This window comes from Leptospira fletcheri (genome assembly GCF_004769195.1).
In the GTDB taxonomy this organism is placed as follows: Bacteria; Spirochaetota; Leptospiria; order Leptospirales; family Leptospiraceae; genus Leptospira_B; species Leptospira_B fletcheri.
The window spans coordinates 141,696-155,900 of sequence record NZ_RQET01000001.1 but is presented as its reverse complement, the minus strand read 5'-3'; the positions used below and the strand labels follow the sequence as shown (position 1 = coordinate 155,900).

The 14,205-nt window shown below is 47.6% G+C and carries 14 protein-coding genes and 1 tRNA gene; 3 read left to right on the top strand and 12 right to left on the bottom strand.

Annotation, left to right across the window (positions count from 1 at the left end; all coding sequences use genetic code 11):
• The first annotated feature begins 7 nt into the window (after positions 1–7).
• Entirely contained in the window at positions 8–892 is an 885-nt protein-coding gene (locus EHO60_RS00725) for a M48 family metalloprotease (RefSeq protein ID WP_135766252.1), read from the top strand.
• A gap of 13 nt (positions 893–905) precedes the next feature.
• Here the strand turns inward: EHO60_RS00725 and EHO60_RS00720 are convergent.
• The 6 genes from EHO60_RS00720 to EHO60_RS00695 form a co-directional block, all read right to left on the bottom strand.
• Positions 906–977 (bottom strand) — tRNA-Pro (locus EHO60_RS00720).
• A 47-nt stretch (positions 978–1,024) separates the two neighbouring features.
• Positions 1,025–1,912, bottom strand: coding sequence for an NAD(P)-dependent oxidoreductase (locus tag EHO60_RS00715; protein WP_135766251.1), 888 nt, complete (start codon positions 1,910–1,912; stop codon positions 1,025–1,027).
• Positions 1,913–1,964: 52 nt separating this feature from the next.
• Complete coding sequence (gene mce, locus EHO60_RS00710) at positions 1,965–2,714, bottom strand: mammalian cell entry protein Mce (RefSeq protein ID WP_135766250.1); 750 nt, start codon at positions 2,712–2,714, stop codon at positions 1,965–1,967.
• Between the two features lie 68 nt (positions 2,715–2,782).
• Positions 2,783–3,550, bottom strand: coding sequence for an ABC transporter ATP-binding protein (locus EHO60_RS00705; protein ID WP_135766249.1), 768 nt, complete (start codon positions 3,548–3,550; stop codon positions 2,783–2,785).
• 10 nt (positions 3,551–3,560) lie between these two features.
• Positions 3,561–4,340 carry an MlaE family ABC transporter permease gene (locus EHO60_RS00700; protein WP_135766248.1) on the bottom strand — a complete coding sequence of 260 codons (780 nt, stop codon included), beginning with the start codon at positions 4,338–4,340 and terminating at the stop codon, positions 3,561–3,563.
• A gap of 4 nt (positions 4,341–4,344) precedes the next feature.
• Positions 4,345–5,745 (bottom strand): hypothetical protein, encoded by a 1,401-nt coding sequence (locus EHO60_RS00695; protein ID WP_135766247.1) that lies wholly within the window; start codon positions 5,743–5,745, stop codon positions 4,345–4,347.
• A 43-nt stretch (positions 5,746–5,788) separates the two neighbouring features.
• Between EHO60_RS00695 and EHO60_RS00690 the strand changes: the two genes are divergently transcribed.
• Positions 5,789–6,853 carry a D-alanine--D-alanine ligase gene (locus EHO60_RS00690; RefSeq protein ID WP_135766246.1) on the top strand — a complete coding sequence of 355 codons (1,065 nt, stop codon included), beginning with the start codon at positions 5,789–5,791 and terminating at the stop codon, positions 6,851–6,853.
• On the opposite strand, the gene metW is transcribed toward EHO60_RS00690, so the two are convergent.
• The 3 genes from metW to EHO60_RS00675 form a co-directional block, all read right to left on the bottom strand.
• The gene (gene metW / locus EHO60_RS00685; RefSeq protein ID WP_135766245.1) at positions 6,850–7,458 is read right to left on the bottom strand and encodes a methionine biosynthesis protein MetW; all 609 of its coding nucleotides are present in this window, start codon (positions 7,456–7,458) and stop codon (positions 6,850–6,852) included. The genes EHO60_RS00690 and metW overlap by 4 nt on opposite strands.
• On the bottom strand, positions 7,448–8,566 hold the full coding sequence (gene metX / locus EHO60_RS00680; RefSeq protein WP_135766244.1) for a homoserine O-acetyltransferase MetX: 1,119 nt from the start codon (positions 8,564–8,566) through the stop codon (positions 7,448–7,450). The genes metW and metX overlap by 11 nt, the downstream gene beginning before the upstream one ends.
• Before the next feature lie 102 nt (positions 8,567–8,668).
• Positions 8,669–9,973 (bottom strand): O-acetylhomoserine aminocarboxypropyltransferase/cysteine synthase family protein, encoded by a 1,305-nt coding sequence (locus EHO60_RS00675; protein ID WP_135766243.1) that lies wholly within the window; start codon positions 9,971–9,973, stop codon positions 8,669–8,671.
• A 506-nt stretch (positions 9,974–10,479) separates the two neighbouring features.
• Here EHO60_RS00675 and EHO60_RS00670 point away from each other — a divergent pair.
• Entirely contained in the window at positions 10,480–12,009 is a 1,530-nt protein-coding gene (locus tag EHO60_RS00670) for a hypothetical protein (RefSeq protein WP_246028093.1), read from the top strand.
• On the opposite strand, the gene EHO60_RS00665 is transcribed toward EHO60_RS00670, so the two are convergent.
• The 3 genes from EHO60_RS00665 to fcpB form a co-directional block, all read right to left on the bottom strand.
• Positions 11,983–12,759 carry an RsmE family RNA methyltransferase gene (locus EHO60_RS00665; RefSeq protein ID WP_135766241.1) on the bottom strand — a complete coding sequence of 259 codons (777 nt, stop codon included), beginning with the start codon at positions 12,757–12,759 and terminating at the stop codon, positions 11,983–11,985. The two genes, EHO60_RS00670 and EHO60_RS00665, sit on opposite strands and share 27 nt — an antisense overlap.
• On the bottom strand, positions 12,759–13,220 hold the full coding sequence (locus EHO60_RS00660) for a hypothetical protein (protein ID WP_246028079.1): 462 nt from the start codon (positions 13,218–13,220) through the stop codon (positions 12,759–12,761). Before EHO60_RS00660 ends, EHO60_RS00665 begins: the two co-directional genes overlap by 1 nt.
• 66 nt (positions 13,221–13,286) lie before the next feature.
• Positions 13,287–14,111, bottom strand: a complete 825-nt coding sequence (gene fcpB / locus EHO60_RS00655; protein ID WP_135766239.1) for a flagellar-coiling protein FcpB — start codon at positions 14,109–14,111, stop codon at positions 13,287–13,289.
• Positions 14,112–14,205: the final 94 nt, after the last annotated feature.

Below are 14,205 nucleotides of genomic sequence, written 5' to 3'. Positions count from 1 at the left end.
GACTCCTATGAATTCTAGACGTTTCGCCTTTTCTTTCGTACTTTGTCTCGGCTTATTTTTCAACTCCTGCGGTTGGGTGGTGGAAACCGCTTTCCCGATTACCTTGGATGAATTCTTGGGAAAGCAATTTTACGACGCCGCCGTCCAAGGAAAAGAAGGAATGCACGTAATGCGTAACGAAAAGCTACGTGTTTACGTGCAAGACGTGGCTTCCAGAGTTTTGAAGGCGAAAGAGATCCGGTTTAAGCAGGAATTTCCCTATAAGGTCACGATCTTAAACGACGATTCCGTTATCAATGCGGTCTGTGCTCCGGGCGGTTATATCTTCGTTTATACGGGCCTTTTGCATTTCATCAAGGACGAGGCAACCTTGGCCGGCATCTTGGCTCACGAAATCGCCCACGCCGAAAAAAGACATTCCATGAAACAGTTGTCCTCGAGCATCGCTACTTATTTCGCGATCTATCTGGTTCTAGCTTACGTGCTCGGTCCGGACTTGGCGCAGCATGCTTCGGGCATGGCCTCTATTTCCTCCAATCTACTTTCTTTGGCCAATAGCAGGGGAGCGGAGGAGGAAGCGGACGCATTAGGTTTCCAATACATGAGGGCGACTCCTTATTATCCAGGAGCAAGCGCGAATTTCTTTCGGGAAATCAAACTTTGGAGACAGAAGCATTCGGGAGACAAAGAGGACTCTTTGCCTCTCGGAAAATATTTGAGCACCCATCCGATGGACGACGATAGGATAGCCGACAATGAAAAGCGTTTAAAAGCGGCCGGAATCGGTGAGCCGAAACCGGAATCCTTTTTTCGGGAAAGGTACAGAGAAAAGATACGGACTCTTTTAGGAGGGAAGGAAGGAGAGGAATCAGTTTCCGAGGACGGGCTTTGATGTAAGAGAAGAGTCGGGATGACTGGATTTGAACCAGCGACCCCTTCGTCCCGAACGAAGTGCGCTACCGCTGCGCTACATCCCGAATCTCAAGGACAGAATTCTCCGACGAAGCGGAAAGGCAAGGCAATTTTAGCCGGACTGCCGGGATCGGATCTTTGCAGTGACCTCGTTTAAACTGCAGTAGTCCATTTCCCCCAACCCGTATTCCTGCCCTTGATCGTAAATTCCATCCAAATGAGAACAGAGGGTTAGGGGAGTTCCGGAATTTTTAGCCAAAGCTAAGGCATGCTTTACGTCCTTTCTCATGTTCTTAAGAGAAAAATGGGTCTCGTAGTTTCCGGAAAATACGAAAGGAAATTTGAATTCGCTAATTCCAGATTTCGCTGCGGATTGGATCAGAATCTCTTTCAGAATGTCCGGGGAAATTCCCTGACTTGCGGCTAATTGGAATCCTTCCATATAGACTTGAAAGATTCCCGCCTGTACCATGTTTAACGCAATTTTCGCTCTTTGGCCATCCCCGATGCCGCCGCAATAAACGACGTTTTTGCCGCAGGTTTCGAAGAAGAAAGAGATTTCGGAAATCTCCGCTGGGTCTTTCGCTCCTAACATAAATAGAATTTGGCCGTCTCTGGACGCGTTTTTGGAACCTGTCATAGGCGCGTCTCGGAACGCGATTCCGTTGGAAAGACAAGCTTCTCCGATCCGTTCCGTGAGTTCCGGAGAAGTGGTTCCGGTATCCAGAAGGTATTTGCAGTCGCTTTCCAGAATTCCTTTTTCAAATACGATGTCTTCGACTACGGAATCTTCCGTTAGGCAAAGAACGACTAAAGAGGCGTTCTTTGCGGCGGATTTCGGGTCCGTATGAATGGACACGTTCGGAGATTCCAAATCTTGGATTTTTTTCGGGTTTCTTGCGAATAGGCGAAGAGGAAAGCCTTTGGCGGCGAGATTCACGGCCATTCCTCTTCCCATGATTCCGGTTCCAAGGATCGCGATTTCAGGCAAAAACGACATAGCTGGCTTTTTCCTCCCGGCAGCGACAGCTTGCAAGGAAAAAGAATCCGATTTAGAACGAGCTAAGAGCAGCGCGGATGAAGCTCGTAACCGGAGCCTGTTCCCTCGTATCTTCCAGACCTTCCCGCAATTCCCGGAGCACAATCTGTGCGTCGGTAAGCACCGTATTGATATTCGTATGGAGATCGTCCCGATTGATCAATCTTCCGAGAGTTCCGTCTCCATTATTCACCTTCGTAGTGATGTCTGCGACGTTGGAAAAGGTTCTGCGAATGTCCCCTCTATTCTCGGCGATCAATTCGGAGAGAGAGACTAACGGATCTTGTAGAACTCTACCTTTGAGAGAGGATCCTTTTTTATAGTCGACGGTTTGAAACGTGGTACCCGGCGGAAGTTTTGCCTCGGGAGGAGCGTCCGCCGTTCCAGGATCGATGGAAATCAATCTTCCTGAAAGAAGGCTTTCGTTTCGAATCGTGATATCGTAATTCTCATACATGCGCAGGGGTTCCTTTAACAAAATGGTGACTTCCACCCTGGTAGCGATTCCGATTTCTCCGGACGGAAGAACTCTTCCTTCCTCGTCGATCTGGATGAGTCGGATATTGGAAACGTATCCGAAGGGAACCCCCTGCACGGTGACCTTGTTTCCCACCTTTATGCCGTCCGCATTTTTGAAATTGATCTTTATAAATTCGCCTCGTTTTTGTACGGGGCCTCCTTCCGTCATGACGGTAAAATAACCGACCACAACTAAAGCCACGGAAAAGATGGCGCCGACCAAAAGATAGCGAAACGATTTCATTTTTTATCCGATTCTCCGTTACTAGTATCGACTTTCGCTTGGAGCCGCTTCATCTAGGACCCATTTTTTCAGGATTTCGTTTCCAATACCATGGGGCCCTTCGTGGAGCCCGTGACGAATTGGCGAACGAATTCATTGTCGGAAGTTTTGACTTCCTCCGGCGTCCCGGTAAAAAGAACTTGTCCTCCGTAAAAGAAGGAAATCCGGTCCGCGATCATATAGGCGCTGGACATATCGTGAGTCACTACGATTTGGGCTGCCCCCGTTTCTTGGCGGATCCGGATGATCAATTCGTTGATCACGTTGGACATGACGGGATCCAGGCCGGAAGTAGGTTCGTCGTAGAGAATGATTTCCGGATTCGAAGCGATGGCGCGCGCCAACCCGGCCCTTTTTTTCATTCCTCCAGAAATATCGTTGGGATAATTGTCTTTTGCGATCGTCATGTCCACGAGTCTCAACTTTTCCGAAACGATCCTCTGGATGTCCTCTTCGGGAAATAATTTGTGCTCCCGTAAGGGAAGCGCCACATTATCGAAAACCGTCATCCAGTTGATGAGCGCTCCGGATTGGAATAATACCCCCATTTTGGAGCGAAGTCTTTTCCTTTCTGTCTCCGTTGCGCCGGAAATTTTATCGCCGAAAATCCGACATTCCCCCGCATCCGGATCCAGGAGGCCGGTGATATGTTTTAAGGTCACCGATTTGCCGGTTCCGGAGGGTCCGAGAATCACTCTCGTTTCTCCTTTTCTGACTTGTAAGTCCATTCCCCGCAGGATCTTTCGGGTACCGAAGGACTTGTGCATGTTGACGATTTCTATCGCATAAGGTTCCATTCCGGTCCGCCTATTGTCTATAGAAGATCGCAGTGATCACGTATCCGAAGAAGATGACCATTAAGAAAGAGTTTACCACAGACTCTCGGGTCGCTCGTCCCACTCCGATCGCTCCGCCGCTCGTTCTTAGGCCGTGAGAGCAGGAGATGGACGAAATGATGAGTCCGAATATGTAACCTTTGAATAGTCCGGTGTACAGATCCTTGAGTCCGGGAATGGAAGTGATTCTTTCATACACGTCCTGGAAGTAGACGATGAATTCTAAACCTAATTGGAAATGTCCGACGACGGCTCCTCCACAGATTCCTAATATACTGGAATAAACGCACAAAACGGGAACCATGATGGAAAAACCTAGGATCCTGGGAAAGACCAGAAATCGAACCGGATCGATGGACATCACTTCCAATGCGTCGATCTCCTCGGAGACCTTCATCGTGCCGATTTCGGCGGCCATTGCGGACCCTATGGAAGCCGCCAAAATCAAAGCGGTCATGAAAGGGGACATTTCCCGAGTTAAGGTAACCGTCAAGAGGAGGCCGACTTGTCCTTCCGCGCCGAAATCCTTTAAGCCTAGTCCGGTATTCAAGGTCAAAAGCATTCCAGTAAAAACCGCGACGACAGAAACCACAAATAGGCTTCCGACTCCGGCGATGAACATTTGGTCCAAGATTTCCTTACGCTTTTCGACGGAAAAACGCAGGCTTAAAAACGTTTCCGCTATGAGTAAGATCGTAAATCCCGCCGCATACAGGACTTGGTTCGTCTTTTCCTTGAAAGTTTCGAACATTCTTTTATATCTTAATCCACCAGAGAATTTGAACGGTGGTTTTTTCCCTATCTTTTTCCACCCCGAAAAATCCGTACAGGAATTGGTAGGATGTTTTTTCCGGAGTAGAGGAATACTCGACTAGGAAAGGGATATGCACGTGAAACTCTTCCTTGGACCATCTTTGCGTATACAACCTCATCAGCAAGGAGAGTCTTTTTTCCCCGTTGGATAGCCTTTGGTATTCGACGATAGACCAGACCGGATCCCAAATCCTCTCTACAATTTCCGATTTCAACGGAAAAAGAGAAAGAAGATTACAGGTGAGATTTCCGTCCCGATCCTCGTGCCAACGGAAAAGAGGCCAGAGTTTGTAATAGTTTTCTTCCCGTCCCCATTGGACATAGGTTCGGTTCGTCCTCCACCAGAACGGAATCAGATAGGTTTCGGAAGATTTGATGTGATAGGTATCGGAACTCAAACGGAAGTAGAACGGAGTCAAAAAGCGGGTTTCCTTATAAGCAAAGCGATAGTAACCGTAAAAAGGGAAGAAGATCATTTTTCTATAATCCTCGTCGTCGTTTCTACCGTACTGGAAAAGAAAAAACAGGGCGTTCCAGTCCATCTCTTGGGTTCGCTTATCATATCCGTAGGAAAAAAGTGCGCCTAGGATGGGGAACCAAAGAAAGGACCGAACTTTTAAGTTTCCGTACGCCGAATCTTTGGAAAGATAAAAAGGCCAGAACATCCAGTACGAGGCAGGTTCCCGTTTGTCCTGAAAGGTTTCTCCCCATTGGAAAAACGGCCATAGAAGAGAGTATCGTTCGTATTTTCCCTTATGTACTTTCCGTGAAAAGAAAGGGAAAAGGCGGAATTCGCTCCGGACGTCGGAACTTCCGTACAAAAAGATCGGCCAGAGTACGGAATGGGCATTGTACGTTTTGTACTTCCAATTCGTATACATCGGAAAAAGCGTGAAGTTCAATTCGGCATAGGAAAGTTTGCTCCGGAGTCTTCCGTAAAAAGGAAAAAAACCGAAATAGGATTCTCTGGCAGTGTCTCCTTTGCCCCAGATCAGAAGAGGAGAGAGGGTGTCTTCGTCCCAACCTTGGTCGTCGTGAAAGGTCTCCGTGCCTGTTGCGAAGAATAAAAAGGACCAGACTCTCCAATAATCCGTTTGTTCCGAATAGAAAATTGGAAACAGGAAAGTCCTGTATTTGTAATTCGATTTGGTTTCCCTATAATAGGAAAAGAAGGGGCGATAGATTTGTTCCTCTTCTCCTAGTCTTTTTTCGTTTTGGTACAAAAACCAGAATTGACTGTACTCGGAAGGATAGGGGGAAACCGGTTTGAACGGGAATTCCGAAAATAGACTTTCCGTACAAAAGAGGAAGAAAAGGATAAGGAGAATTCTAGGAAATCTCATTCTTCAGGATTTTCCCTTTAGTTTAGAGAAAGGAGAGATTGGTTTGTTAAAGATCGCGGTCTTGTTTGGAGGAACGTCCACGGAGCACATAATATCCCTAAGGACAGGTGCGTTCATATGTAGGACATTGGTTTCCATGGGACATCTGGTCAAACCCATTCTTATTACGAAGGATGCCAAGTGGGTGATTCCTAATGAATATCGGTTATTTTTGCCGGAAGGAGTACCGACCGATCCAGACTCGTACCGAAAAGAATTCGAAACGAAAAACGGAGTCCAAGCGGGGGCCTTCTCCAGCCTGGATTGCGATATCGTTTTTCTCGGGTTGCACGGGGCTTTCGGGGAAGACGGTTGCATGCAAGGCTTCTTAAGCGTATTGGGAATTCCATATACTGGCTCCGCCGTCGAAGCGTCGGCGATCGCGATGGATAAGATTCGCGCCAATCGTCTGTTTCGTTCCGTAGGAATGAATGTGGCTCCGTTTTGGGAGATCGGAAAGAGCGATTTTCAGAGCGACCCCAAGGTGTTGGATTCTTCCGAATTCGAATTTCCACTCTTCCTGAAACCTGTGGAAGGCGGTTCAAGTTATCATACTTTTCGGATCGATCGAAGAGAGGATTTGAAGCCGAAATTGGAGGAGTTTTTTAAACACGAAGACCGTGCGATTCTCCAGAAATTTCTTTCCGGTACGGAGGTTTCCTGCGGCGTTTGGGAAAAGAGAGTTTCCGGAAAACTCGTTAGGATGGCGCTTCCCCCTACGGAGATCATTCCAGGTGGGGAATTTTTCGACCTGGAATCGAAATACAAACCGGGACTTTCTCAGGAAATCACTCCGGCGAGACTTCCTGAGTCCGTTTTTTCCAAAGTCCAAAACCAAGCGATCGCCGCTCACCAAGCTCTAGGGTGCGAAGGTTGTTCTAGAACCGATTTCATTTTGGTGGACGGGGAGCCTTTCGTTTTGGAGACCAATACGCTTCCAGGAATGACCGAAACGAGTCTGGTCCCGCAACAGGCCAAGGCCGCGGGGATTCCCATCGAGGAAATTTACAGATCCTTGATCGATCTGGGTTTGGAGAGGGCGGGCAAGATTCCCGTAGGAAGCAATTAACGGATTTGGAATAGGGCCAATTTCGCAAAGAAATTCGGCCTGAATCTGATTTGTTTCAAATCCCGGAAAAACGCGCGGTCCTCGATCGTAAAGCCTCGGATCTGGCAGAACTCCTCGAAATCCAGTACGGATAAGAAATGAAGGTTCGGAGTATCGAACCACCGGTACGGGAGCAAATCGGTTACGGGAGTTTTTCCTCGCAAAAGGATTTTAAAGCGGACTTCCCAGTAGCCGAAATTCGCAAAGACGATGATCAGGCGCTTTCCGATCCGAAGGCATTCCTTGATGATGTCTCCGGGGTGTCTGGTTTCCTGGATCGTTTGGTTGAGTATCACATAATCGAAGCGTTTGTCTTCGTGATGCTCCAAGCCTTCGTCTATGTCTCCGTGGTGAACATACACTCCTTTGCGAATGCATTCCACGATGGCGTCCTCGTCCTTTTCTATCCCTTGCCCTCGGATTCCTTTTTGACTAAGGAGATAGAGCAAGTCTCCGTTTCCGCAACCCAAGTCGAGCACTCTCGAACCCGGAGCGATCGTGTCCAGAATGTAGGCAAAATCGGGCCTTTCCTTCAATGCGATTCCCGGAATTGTTTTAGAATCCATGAGTTTCAGTCGCCGGGTTTTCTAGGAATCCGCGCAGCACGTCTTCCTGTTTTTGATTTGCGAGTAAGAAGCTGTCGTGCCCTTCTTTCGTATTTAATTCCACGTAAAAAACCCTCTTATCGGATGCTTCCAGACTCTTGACGATTTCCCTGGATTGTGAGGGAGGATAGAGCCAATCGGAACTGTAGGATACCACTAAGAATCTGCATTTGGCCGGTTCGAGAGCGGCGGTGAGTTCTTTTCCTTTTCCTAAACTAAAATGATCCAGCGCTTTGGTCACGTATATGTAGGAATTTGCGTCGAATCTATCCACGAAACTTTCTCCCTGATAAATCAGATAGCTTCCGACCGCGAAGTCCGAATTGAGAAGGTTTCCTCTCGGCGCGTTCCTGCCGAATTTTTCCCTCATCTTGTCGTCCGAAAGATAGGTGATATGTCCGACCATCCGGGCTAACGCGAGACCTTTTCTCGGCGAATTTTCCTCATACAAGCCGTTGTTCCAATTCGGATCGGAAAGAATCGCCTGTCTTCCTACTTCGTTGAATGCGATCTGCATCGCCGAGTGTTCCGCAGTGGAAGCTAAAACGATACAATTCCGAACGCTGTCCGGGTAGGAAATGCTCCATTGCAAGGCCTGCATTCCTCCCATGGATCCGCCGGCCACGCAGAATAAGACATCTATGTCTAGGTGTGCCACCAGCAACTTTTGTGCAGCAACCATATCCTCTATCGAAACGAAAGGGAAGCTGGATCCGAAAGGTTTTCCGCTGATCGGACTCGTTGTTAAGGGACCGGAAGAACCTTTGCAGCCGCCGATCACATTGGAGGAGATGATGAAATATTTATCCGTATCGAAGGCTTTTCCCGGACCTATATATTCATCCCACCAACCGGGACGCTTGTCGGAGTCGGAATGAAATCCGGCCGCATGCGCGTCTCCGGAAAGCGCGTGGCAAACAAGGATCGCATTGTCTTTTTTTTCGGAAAGAACTCCGTAGGTCTCATATGCGATCAAAAGGGGAGAAAGGATGGAGCCGTTGCCCAGACGCAGGTCGGGAAGTTGCACAGTCTGAGTTTGGACGATTCCGACCGATTTTTTTACATTCATCCTGCTTTTCCGACCAATCGAGAAAGCCACCCTCCGAATTTTCCCGATCGAAAACTCCGAGAAGCGGCCTTTTTTATACGTTTTTCTTAATAGAATCGGACGTCACACCTTTTTCAGAGCTTCCTCCAGATCGGTTAAAATATCGTCGATATGTTCCAGACCGATCGACAAGCGTACGAACTCGGGGGTGACTCCGGCAGAGAGTTGTTCGGCAGGCGTCAACTGTTGGTGTGTCGTGGAGGCAGGGTGGATCGCTAAGGACTTTGCGTCTCCGACGTTCGCCAATAAGGAGAAAAGCTCCAAATGATCTATGAATTTTTTCGCTTCCGGTAAGGCACCTTTGATACCGAATCCGAGAATCGCGCCGTAAAGTCCTCGCTTATGGTATTTTTTTGCTAGGGAATGATTTTTGTCGCTAGCGAGTCCGGGATAATTGACCCAACTTACCTTGGGATGTTTGGCAAGATATTCCGCGACTTTTTGTCCGTTAAGCGAATGCTGCGTTAAACGTAAGGGTAAGGTTTCGATTCCTTGCAGGATGTTCCAGGAGTTGAAAGGGGAAATCGAAGGACCTAGGTCGCGTAATCCCTGGACGCGAGCTTTGATGATGAAGGCGATATTTACGCCGCCGAAAGGTTCGAACTTTCCGAAAACATCCCAAAATTTTAGTCCATGGTAACTCGGATCGGGATCCGTAAAATTCTTAAATTTTCCGTTTCCCCAATCGAATTTTCCCGAGTCTACGATGATTCCTCCGATCGAAGTCCCATGGCCGCCGAGGAATTTCGTTAAGGAATGCACGACGATATCCGCTCCGTGCTCGATCGGATTCACCAAATAGGGAGAGGGGAGTGTGTTGTCTATGACTAGAGGTACTCCTATTTCATGGGCCACTTTCGATACCGCATCCAAATCCAGAGTATCCAGCTTCGGGTTTCCGAGCGTTTCGGCAAAGAAGGCCCTGGTCTTATCGTTGGACGCTTTTCTAAAATTTTCCGGATCGGATTGGTCTACGAAATGGACCTTGATTCCGAATTTCGGAAAAGTATAATGTAGTAAGTTGTATGTTCCTCCGTATAGGGAAGAAGAGGCGACGATCTCTTGGCCAGATTCTACGATATTCAGTAGAGCCAGAGTTTCCGCGGATTGGCCGGAAGCTGTAGCCAAGGCTGCGATCCCGCCTTCCAATGCTGCCACTCTTTGTTCTAGAACGTCCGTAGTCGGATTTCCCAATCTGGTATAGATATTTCCGAATTCCTGTAAGCCGAACAAGCGTGCCGCATGGTCCGTGTCTTTGAATACGTAGGATGTCGTCTGGTACAGAGGGACCGCTCTGGAAGTGGTGGTCGGATCCGGAGATTGTCCTCCGTGCAATGCAATCGTTTCGGGTTTGTATTGTCTGGGCATTTGATTCTAACTCCTTCTCCAACAAAACTTAAAATGGCATCAAATATAGTCAATTAAAATCTATTAAATAGGATAAAATATTCAATATAACGTATTTATCCTGAGGTAAACCGGAAATAACTCCAAATAGTAAGAGAGAAAAGAAAACATTTGAAAAATATTTCCAAAACCGGGAAAATTCGCCCCAATGAATTGGTTCCGATAGGAAGAAAGTGACTGAAGAGAATTCCCGTTCTGGAACCGTTTCCGGTCCGCTTTCCGGTTTTCCCCTGGCGGGTTTTGATTTAGATTCCCGGCAAGGGTTACGATACTATCTATAAGTTTTTGATGGCCCGAAACAGGGAGGTCCCTATTTCGGCCGACGGATTATGAAGTTAAAATCGATCGCGGAATTTAAAAGACGTTTCATCCTTCCAGGGACCTTTCTGCTAGCGTCGGTTTTAGCGCCCTTGATCGGAACTTCCGATTTGGAAGCCCAATTGTGGTTTCCGCCCGGTAGGCAATTTATGCAGCCTGCGGACGCGTTTACTTACGACGCGGGTATCAACAAGTACCAGAACAACTATTATTTTTATATCGCTCCGACCTTGAATTTGAATTTCGGGGGAGATTTCGGAATGTCCCTCACGGTTCCGGTGAACTTTCTGATCTATAACCCTCCTCCCACCGATCCGAACTTGAAAGTGGGGAGCATACGTAAGATCGATTACGATCAAAAAAGCGAATATCTGAGGTTCATCAATAATATTTGGTACGGGACGTACGGACAGTACAAACCGGGAGAAACCACCTTTTCCTTTTATGCAGGAAAGATTTTCGACGGATATATCGGACACGGGACTGTAGTTTACAGATATGTAAACAACCAAAGGATAGACAATTATAACGTCGGGCTCATGTCGGATATCAATTCCGATTACGGCGGAGTCCAGGTCTTTACCAATTCCGTTTATTCCCGGGAAATCGGAGCGGGGAGGGTATATGTCCGACCTCTTGCGGTAGGATTTAAACTCTTCGATATATTGACCGGTAGATCCAGGCTTTTCGCCATGATGCCCGTAGGCCAAGGAAACGTAGCCGACGAAGCGGGGCGGAATAAGGTTTACGAGGAAGCCGGTGTGGATCCGGAAGACAGGGAAAAATACAGGGCCTTATCCGAGGACGGCAAGAAGGAACAGATGGTTCCGATCGAAAAGAAACCGGAACAGAAGATGAAGGAATTGTTCAACCAGGATAATTTCGTAAACCGTTTCGCGATCGGTGCCACTACCGCTTTTGACGCTAAGGCTCCTTCCCAACTCTCCTTCGATACCACGGGACGTTTGAGACTGGACTCCAACAATAACCCTCTCGTGCAGACCACCGAAAAATTGACGATCACCGGACTCGACGCGGAATACAAACTCTTAAGTTCCAAATACGTGGAGCTAACCCCGTACTACGATATAAATACGATCCGTAATCTGAATAACGCGAAAGGAACCCATTACGGTGCGGTATTTCAGGTGGGTGGAAAGGATATTTACGCCAGAATCAAACCGGAATATCGGAATATGGATGCGAATTATATTCCTATGTATTTCGACAGCTTCTATGAATTGGAGCGGTTTCAGGCGAACGTGGGCTCGAATATCCCTGAAACGAAATTGCAAGCCGCTAGACTCCTGGATCCGAACGGTCCCAAAGTGAAGGGCACGTTCACTTCCGTGATCCTCGCTTTTTACAGGTTATCCATAGAGGCGAACTACGAAAAATACGGAGGCACGAATCATAGACGTGTGTTCCTGGGACTTTATATTCCTCTGGGAAATACTCTGGTGCTTTCCGGCTATTATACCAAAAAGAATTTCAACCAAAATAGCGACGCATTCAAACTGGACAATAATTCCGTAGGAGCGATCGAATTGGCTTTGAATTTAGGAGTGGTAACGATTCGTCTGCAAGACATCCGACGTTGGGTGTACGACAGCACTTCGAATCGTTTCATTACCCAGGACGAACAGAAAGTTCTATTTTCGAATTCCCTTACGTTCTAAGATCTCTTCCTGCTGGGACAGAAGAAAGGCCAAGGCCTGCTCGCTCCTAAGCACGGAGCGGGATAAGCGGATAGGCAGAGCTCCGACCTTACGAAACCCCTCCTTTTCCTTACGGCTCCATCCGGGCTCCGGTCCTAATAAGAACGCTCGAGTGGTATTTTCGTTTTCGAATTCCGTAAGCGAAGCTAACGATTCCCCTTTTCGGTCCAGATAGAACAACTTTCCGGGAAAGGAAGAAAGTTCCGCCTTCCAATCGTCTGTTAGTACGGGTTTTTTTCCGTCTTGCGGGCGGGAAAAGAAAAGGCGCATTCTAGGTTCGAATACGTTTCGGCCTTGCTCCATTCCGAGTCTCAATTCCGTACTTAGATTTTCCGCTCTCCAGACGGGAGAAGTGAGGTATTCCTTTCTGGAAAGTTCGGAATTGAAAAATCCGATTTCGGAGATTCCCCAGGTTCCCGCGAGCTGGAGTATTTTCTCCACAGTAGGGGGCCTTTGCAGTGCGGAGAATAATACCAACTTGGGGGCACGGGGGGTTGCAAATAGGATTCTTCTATAACTTCCTTTGATTTCACGTTCCCGAACCGCAGTGATACGGAAGCTACCTAAGGACTCGTTCAAGATCCCCGCTCGAACGGATTCTCCTTCTCGTTTTTTTAATATGTTCAGAATATGATCGACCCTTTGTCGATCCCGGACGGAGTATTCCGAATCTCGAATCAGCTCTTCCGGAGTCAGGAGGAGTAGATTCATCAGATTTCGTATTGGGGAGGTTCTTCCTTTGGCTCGTCGGGAGAAGAGGGAGGGGGCATCCGTCGCTCCGGTTCTTCCTGGATGGGGGGAAGAGTTTCTTCCTGAAAAATCATACGGTCTCGGCTAAAAAAGCAGGCACGAACGATTCCGATAAATATCAGCGCCAATAGGAAGTTGCGGGCAAATCGTTGCGCAAAACTTTTTCGATAAAAGGAGCGGGAGTTCGGATCCACGTATTCTCTCGGGGAAGAAGGCGATTGCCAACCTAAGGTTTCGTTTCTCTTCGGAAAGAGTCTTTCTTTGGTTCTTCTCCAGAGGTCTTCCATAAAAAGAAAAAATCCCCGTAAAGAGCGGGGATTCGGATTTTCCTCATCCGATTCGTATCTGCCTCCGACGTAAGAGGACTTATCGTCGGGATCGAACAAAAAGGAATGATAGCAGCGAGGGCACCGGACCGTCAACTTTCCCAGATTTACAGGAATACGAAGTTCGGTTCGGCACGACGAACAGGGAACAATATACCTCACTTAGTACTTCAGAGACTCCTTCATGATGTCTACGTTCTCTCTGTAGTTTTCGTTTCCTAATTGGTCGTTATAATCGAAAATCTTCGTAAAGAGACGGTCGAAATCGTCCAGGTGCTTGATGTAGAACTGTTTTTTAAAGGCGTTTCTGATGGGGTGGGTTTTGGTGTTTTCCACGCTCGTCATCAGATATTTTCCCACACCTTTTTCACCAGGGGTTTCCGGTCTTCCGTATTCGGGATAACCGTTCTTTTGGAAATAAATCTCCACCTTATCATTGTGAGCGGGCTGTCCGTTCGGAGTACGGTCGATGATCTCGGAAATCACCTTATCTTCGATCAGAAAATTATTTTTGTATATTTTGCTGATCAATTTAGCCATATTTCTCGGAGGCTCCATACGGGGATCCGGATCATTGCTGTTTTGGCCGTCGAAATAGATCTCCATAAATTTCGCGAGTCCGCCTTGTACGATTTTTCCTTGGCCACGCTCGTCGTCCTTAATGAAATCGTAAACTTCCACCCGGATACAATTGTTTGCGGGATCTTCCTGGCTAACGGCAGGCACGCATTCGTCGCCGTTGGATTTTCCTTTAAAAAGAACAGTGCGGAAGGGCAGGATTCGAACCTTCATCTTCATCAAAACCGTATGTCGGGTCAGTCTTTGATTTAGCTCGAAGATGCGCTCATCCAGTCCTTTTTCCGTATCTAGGATCGCCGCTCCAGCTTGGAGATCGTCCTTCTTTTGGCCTTGTTGGTTTTGTTGTTGTGCATCCAGTAGGCCGGTTACTGCCAAAATGGCTAGGCAAAATGCGACTTTGAGTTTCATTGTCCCCTATTCCTTGGTACTTTTAGTCAGCGGATTGAAATTTTTCGGTATTCTCGAAAAATTCCTGTATATAGTATCGGAAAAATAGACTCCA